The sequence below is a fragment of the Synechococcus sp. R55.8 genome, assembly GCF_047461895.1.
Lineage (GTDB): Bacteria > Cyanobacteriota > Cyanobacteriia > Thermostichales > Thermostichaceae > Thermostichus.
The window spans coordinates 21,776-26,992 of record NZ_JANSIB010000027.1 but is presented as its reverse complement, the minus strand read 5'-3'; the positions used below and the strand labels follow the sequence as shown (position 1 = coordinate 26,992).

The window sequence follows — 5,217 nt, the reverse complement described above, 5'->3', positions numbered from 1 at the left end:
AGAACAAGCTCTGCTCTGTAAACAAGCGTACACTCCAGGGGGCGGTGATGCCGTTGTAGAAGGCCAACCCCAGAACGGGCAGGCTGAGGAATCCATAGGCAATCTGAGCCAAAGGGATCCCGAGGGCATCGGGGATGAGGCTGTTGTCTCCCAGAGGGGCAATGAGCAGCAGCTTCTGCCAATGGTGGGGCTGTAGGCGGGCCGAGCGCAGCACAAACCCTGCCGAGAGGGAATTGGCAATGACGTGACACGGTCGCCCGATCACCTGCTGGACAAAATCCCCGATCATCTCGGCATAGAGGCTGCCGGTGTACTCCAAATCTGGACGTTCTGAGTTGCCCCACCCCAACAAATCCAGAGCATAGACTTGATAGTGCTGCCCCAGCTCCGCCATAATTGCACGAAACTCATAGCTGGAGGAGCCTGCCCCAATGCCGTGCAACAACAACAACGGCTGGCCGGATCCCATGACCTTGTAAAACAGGCGATGACCCCGCCAGAAGTGATGCCTTTCCTCTCCCGGCAGCAGGCTCTGCAGAGGTTGAGTTTGGGAGGAGATCCAAGCGTTGAGAACGGCTAGAGCACCCAAGCCGCCGACTGTAGTCCAGAGCCCGATCTTGAGAACTTGGCTCAGCTCTTTCATCCTCAGCAGCCCAGCTAGGGAACCTACTTTTTCTTAAGGCGGTAGGTGATGCGCCCTTTGTTGAGGTCATAGGGGCTCAGCTCCACCTTAACCCGGTCGCCGGGCAAGATCTTGATGTAGTTGCGGCGAATTTTGCCGGAGATATGAGCGAGCACGTTGAAGCCGTTGTCCAGATCCACTCGGAACATGGCGTTGGGCAGGGATTCGGTAACGACCCCCTCCATTTCAATGGCATCTTCCTTAGACAATGAGCCCTCCCAAAAACGACATAACAAACAACAGAACAATCCACAGCCGCGACGACACGCGCTGTTAAGAAATGAAAATATACTCCATCTCTTCTATCCTAGCCGTTGCAGTCCTTCATCAGGGGATCCCTTAGGACTGAAAAGGCGTGCGATCGGTCAAAATTTCTGCTCCAGACTCGGTGACCAAGACCGTGTGCTCAAACTGAGCTGACCAAGAGCCATCTACTGTGACCACCGTCCATTGGTCTGGCAACACTCGGGTTGCCTCTCCCCCCGCATTCACCATCGGCTCAATGGCCACTGTCATGCCGGAGCGCAGCTTGGGATTGGGCAGATCGCGGGTGCGATAGTTGGGAAACTGCGGCTCCTCGTGCAGGTTGCGCCCCACCCCGTGACCAACATACTGCTTCACCACAGAATAGCCCCGCCCCTCGATGTAATCTTCAATGGCACCCGAGACATCCTGAAGCCAAACGCCGTGGCGCACACAGTCGATGCCCGTCTGCAGGGCTTTGGCCGCAGTATCGATCAGATCCCGAGCTGCGTCGCTCAGGGGTTCCAGGCCGATGGTGATACAGGAATCCGCATGCCAGCCCTCGACGATGGCGCCAAAATCCACTTTGACCACATCTCCCGGCTGCACCACTTTGCGGGGACTGGGGATCCCGTGCACCACCTCATGGTTGACACTGACACAAACGCAGGCGGGAAAGCCGTAGTAGCCCTTGAAACTGGGCAAAGCATTGAGTTGGGCCACCCGTCTCTCAGCATAGGTATCGATATCTGCCGTAGTCCAGCCCGGCTCTAGGCGCTCCGCGATCTCCTGCAATACTTGGGCCACCACCCGACCGGCCCGCCGCATTTTCTCCACTTCGCGGCGAGATTTGATCTCAATAAGCTGCATGCCCCGCCGCTGGGAGGGATTTCCAGCTCCTGCTCTGATCACGCCGTCCTCCTGAAGCCTTCCAAAAGAGCCTGCAGATGTTCCTGTACGGATTCCATCGGCTGGTTGCCGTTGACCCGCTGCAAGCGCCCCTTGGCCTCATAAAAATCAATTAGGGGAGCCGTCTGCTGCCGATAGACCTCCAGACGCTTGAGAATCACCGACCGATCCGCATCATCGCTGCGCCCCTGTTCCTTGCCCCGGGCCAGCAGCCGGGCCACCACCACCTCATCCGGCACCTCCAAGTTGAGGACGTAGTCATAATCTTGGCCCAGCTCTTGCAGCAGCTCTTCCAAGGCCTCTGCCTGGGCTAAGGTGCGAGGAAATCCATCTAGGATCCAGCCCTGCTCTGGAGATTGCTGCAACTGCCCCTTCACCATTCCGATCAGCACCTCGTCAGGCACCAGCTCTCCCGCATCCATGTAAACCTTGGCCTGGCACCCCAGGGGCGTTTGGGCTTTCACCTCGGCCCGCAACAGATCGCCTGTGGAAATTTTGGGCGTGTGGTAAATGGCCGCCAGTCGCTCCGCCTGTGTACCTTTGCCCGCCCCCGGCGGCCCCAGAAAGATCAACCTCGGCACTACTGTTTGACCATCCCTTCGTAGCGTTGTGAGATGACATAAGTCTGGATCTGCTTGGAGGTCTCGATCGCCACCCCCACCAAAATCAGTAGCGAGGTCGCCCCCAAACCTTGGAAAGTGGTGATGCCGGTTGCCCGTTCCACCGTCGTCGGGATGATGGCCACCGCGCACAGGAACAAAGCCCCCAGCAGCGTCAGGCGGTTGAGGATCCCTTCGACATACTCGGCAGTGGCCTTGCCCGGGCGTACCCCTGGAATGCTGGCCCCCATCTTCTTCAAGTTTTGAGCCAGATCCACCGGGTTGATGAGCAAAGAGGCGTAGAAGTAGCTGAAGAAGAGGATCAGCACGAAATAAAAAGGAATGTAGAACCAGGAGGTGGGGGATAGGAAGTTGGCCACTTGCACCAAAGTCAGGTTTTGGGTGTACTGGGCCAGGGCCAGAGGCAGGGACATCACCGAGTAGGCAAAGATGATCGGCATCACCCCCCCTTGGTTTAGCCTCAGGGGCAGATAGCTTTTCTGCTCGCGGAACAGCTTGTTGCCCACCTGGCGCTTGGCGTAGACGATAGGGATCTTGCGGCTGCCCTCTTGGACAAAGACAATGCCGACAATGGTGACCAAAAAGATTGCCAGCAACAGCAAGATGCCACCGATGGTGCTGCTATCGGCACGGGCCAGGCTAATAGTCTGTCCGAGGGCACGGGGCAGAGTGGCAACAATGTTGACGAAGATCAAGAGCGAAGGGCCACTTCCCACCCCTTTCTCCGTGATCATCTCTCCCAGCCACATCACAAACAGGGATCCCGCCGCCAGAGCCAGGGTGGTGGAGGCCATGAAGGCCAACTCATTGGTAGTACTGGCAAACTCCCGCACCCAAAAGGAAATGCCAATGCCCTGGATGATGGCCCAAACCAAGGTGACATAGCGGGTGTACTGAGAAATCTGCCGCCGCCCCTGTTCTCCCTCGTTTTTCTGCAGGTTCTCCAAGGCTGGAATGGCCGAGACCAGCAACTGCATGATAATTGAGGCATTGATGAAGGGCAGGATCCCAAGGGCGAAAATTCCCAAAGCAGAAATCCCCCCGCCGGAGAAGACATCCAGCAAGCCAAACACAGGGCTGTTGGCAGCTTCGGCAGCAAAGCGGGCCCGATCGATACTGGGAATGGGGATGTAAATGCCCAGTCTGACCAACAGCAGCAAGCCCAAGGTGAGAAACAGACGGCTGCGCAGGCCAGAGGCCATAGCCATCTGCATAAAGGTCTCTTGGGCAGAGGGGGCGGAACCTCGTGTGTCAACCATAGGGAAGAGAATCTCGCGGGAGCAAAGGGCAAGGTTAGCTATCTACCACTCTACGCTGCTGGTGGAGCAGTCGGCAAAATCAAAGCAAAATCAAAAAAGTGCAACTCAGCGCCACCCGGCAGAAGCCGGCCAGAGCAACGGGAAGGGGCGGTCTAGGATCCCAAAATCTCCACCCGACCTCCGGCTGCCTCGACCTTGGCTTTGGCTGAAGCAGTAATGGCCGCCGCCCTGATCGTCAGGGGCACGCTGACTTCCCCATCCCCCAAGATCTTCAGCGGGCCATCGTTGGTGGTGACGATCCCTCGTTCCATTAAGCTTTCCAGGCTGACCTCGCTGCCGGCAGGCAGATCCGCCAAGGCGCGCAGGTTGACCAGGGTGTATTCCAGACGCCGCGTGTAGCGGGGGAAATGCTTAAGCTTGGGCAAACGCCGGTAGAGGGGAGTCTGCCCCCCTTCAAAGCCGGGTCGTGTACCACCCCCCTTGCGGGCCTTTTGCCCCCGCATCCCCTTGCCACAGGAGGCTCCCTGTCCAGCAGAAACGCCACGACCTAGCCGCCGCCGCCGCCGCGTCGAACCTGCTTGAGGCCGAATGTCTTCCAGTCGCATGTCTACCTCTAGCTCACTTGCTCAATATCACCTGTCCATCACTTGCCCAATAGGCGGCGCACATCGATGTCTCGGTCTTGGGCCACCTGCTTAAAGGTACGCATCCGCCGCAGCGCATCGATGGTAGCACGGGCATTGTTGAGGGGGTTGCTGGATCCCAGTTGCTTGGCCAAGCTGTTGCGTACTCCTGCCAGCTCCAGAACGGTGCGGACTGCCCCCCCTGCGATGACGCCTGTGCCGGGAGCTGCTGGCATGACCAAGACAGTGGCACCGCCGCCTGCCCCCTGCATGGGATGGGGTACGGACAAACCTTTGGTGAGGGGCACCTCAATCAGGTGTTTTTTACCGTCCACAACTCCCTTGCGCACTGCTCCGATCACATCGTTGGCTTTGCCTACGCCAACCCCGACTTGGCCGCGCTCGTTGCCGACCACCACCACAGCGCGGAAGCTCAACTTCTTGCCGCCCTTGACCACCTTGGTGACGCGCCGAATCTGGATGACCCGCTCTTGCCACTCCGTGGGCTGCTCTTCGCGGCTTTTCTTGCTTCTGCGACGTTCCCTCTGCTCAGCCATGTGCTGTGTCCTCAGTAGCTAGAACTGTAACCCTGCTTCTCGGGCAGCTTCTGCCAAAGCCTGAACGCGCCCGTGATAGAGCTTGCCCCCCCGATCGAAAACCACGCGGGAAATGCCCATCTGTAAGGCTCGTTCAGCAACTGAGCGGCCCACCAAGGCAGCCGCTTCTTGAGTGGCTGTCCCGGTTTCTTTGAATTTTTCGCGCAGCTCCCTGTCCAAGGTGGAGGCGGAGGCTAAGGTATGCTGGGCTACATCGTCGATCACCTGGGCGTAGATGTGTCGATGGGAGCGAAACACGGCCAGGCGAGGCCGCTCGGCAGTGCC

8 protein-coding genes are annotated in these 5,217 nt (G+C 58.4%); all 8 read right to left on the bottom strand.

Annotated features, from left to right (window positions below; translation table 11 throughout):
- A partial coding sequence (locus NW829_RS04485; RefSeq protein WP_414416527.1) for an alpha/beta fold hydrolase occupies window positions 1-643 on the bottom strand: 643 nt, incomplete at its 3' end.
- 23 nt (window positions 644-666) lie between these two features.
- The gene (gene infA, locus NW829_RS04480) at window positions 667-891 is read right to left on the bottom strand and encodes a translation initiation factor IF-1 (protein WP_011434173.1); all 225 of its coding nucleotides are present in this window, start codon (window positions 889-891) and stop codon (window positions 667-669) included.
- 130 nt (window positions 892-1,021) lie between these two features.
- Entirely contained in the window at window positions 1,022-1,795 is a 774-nt protein-coding gene (map, locus tag NW829_RS04475) for a type I methionyl aminopeptidase (RefSeq protein ID WP_414344308.1), read from the bottom strand.
- Between the two features lie 38 nt (window positions 1,796-1,833).
- On the bottom strand, window positions 1,834-2,415 hold the full coding sequence (locus NW829_RS04470) for an adenylate kinase (protein ID WP_011434171.1): 582 nt from the start codon (window positions 2,413-2,415) through the stop codon (window positions 1,834-1,836).
- Window positions 2,415-3,713, bottom strand: coding sequence for a preprotein translocase subunit SecY (gene secY / locus NW829_RS04465; RefSeq protein ID WP_011434170.1), 1,299 nt, complete (start codon window positions 3,711-3,713; stop codon window positions 2,415-2,417). Before secY ends, NW829_RS04470 begins: the two co-directional genes overlap by 1 nt.
- Window positions 3,714-3,865: 152 nt before the next feature.
- Complete coding sequence (gene rplO, locus NW829_RS04460; RefSeq protein ID WP_414416526.1) at window positions 3,866-4,318, bottom strand: 50S ribosomal protein L15; 453 nt, start codon at window positions 4,316-4,318, stop codon at window positions 3,866-3,868.
- Window positions 4,319-4,356: 38 nt separating this feature from the next.
- Window positions 4,357-4,893, bottom strand: coding sequence for a 30S ribosomal protein S5 (rpsE, locus tag NW829_RS04455; protein ID WP_414344276.1), 537 nt, complete (start codon window positions 4,891-4,893; stop codon window positions 4,357-4,359).
- Between the two features lie 18 nt (window positions 4,894-4,911).
- A partial coding sequence (rplR, locus tag NW829_RS04450) for a 50S ribosomal protein L18 (protein ID WP_414416525.1) occupies window positions 4,912-5,217 on the bottom strand: 306 nt, incomplete at its 5' end.

What these genes read in the sequence shown, in the direction of transcription:
- secY (WP_011434170.1), bottom strand. Translation starts at nt 3,713, where the DNA reads ATGGTTGACACACGAGGTTCCGCCCCCTCTGCCCAAGAGACCTTTATG.
- map (WP_414344308.1), bottom strand. Translation starts at nt 1,795, where the DNA reads ATGCAGCTTATTGAGATCAAATCTCGCCGCGAAGTGGAGAAAATGCGG.
- rpsE (WP_414344276.1), bottom strand. Translation starts at nt 4,893, where the DNA reads ATGGCTGAGCAGAGGGAACGTCGCAGAAGCAAGAAAAGCCGCGAAGAG.
- rplO (WP_414416526.1), bottom strand. Translation starts at nt 4,318, where the DNA reads ATGCGACTGGAAGACATTCGGCCTCAAGCAGGTTCGACGCGGCGGCGG.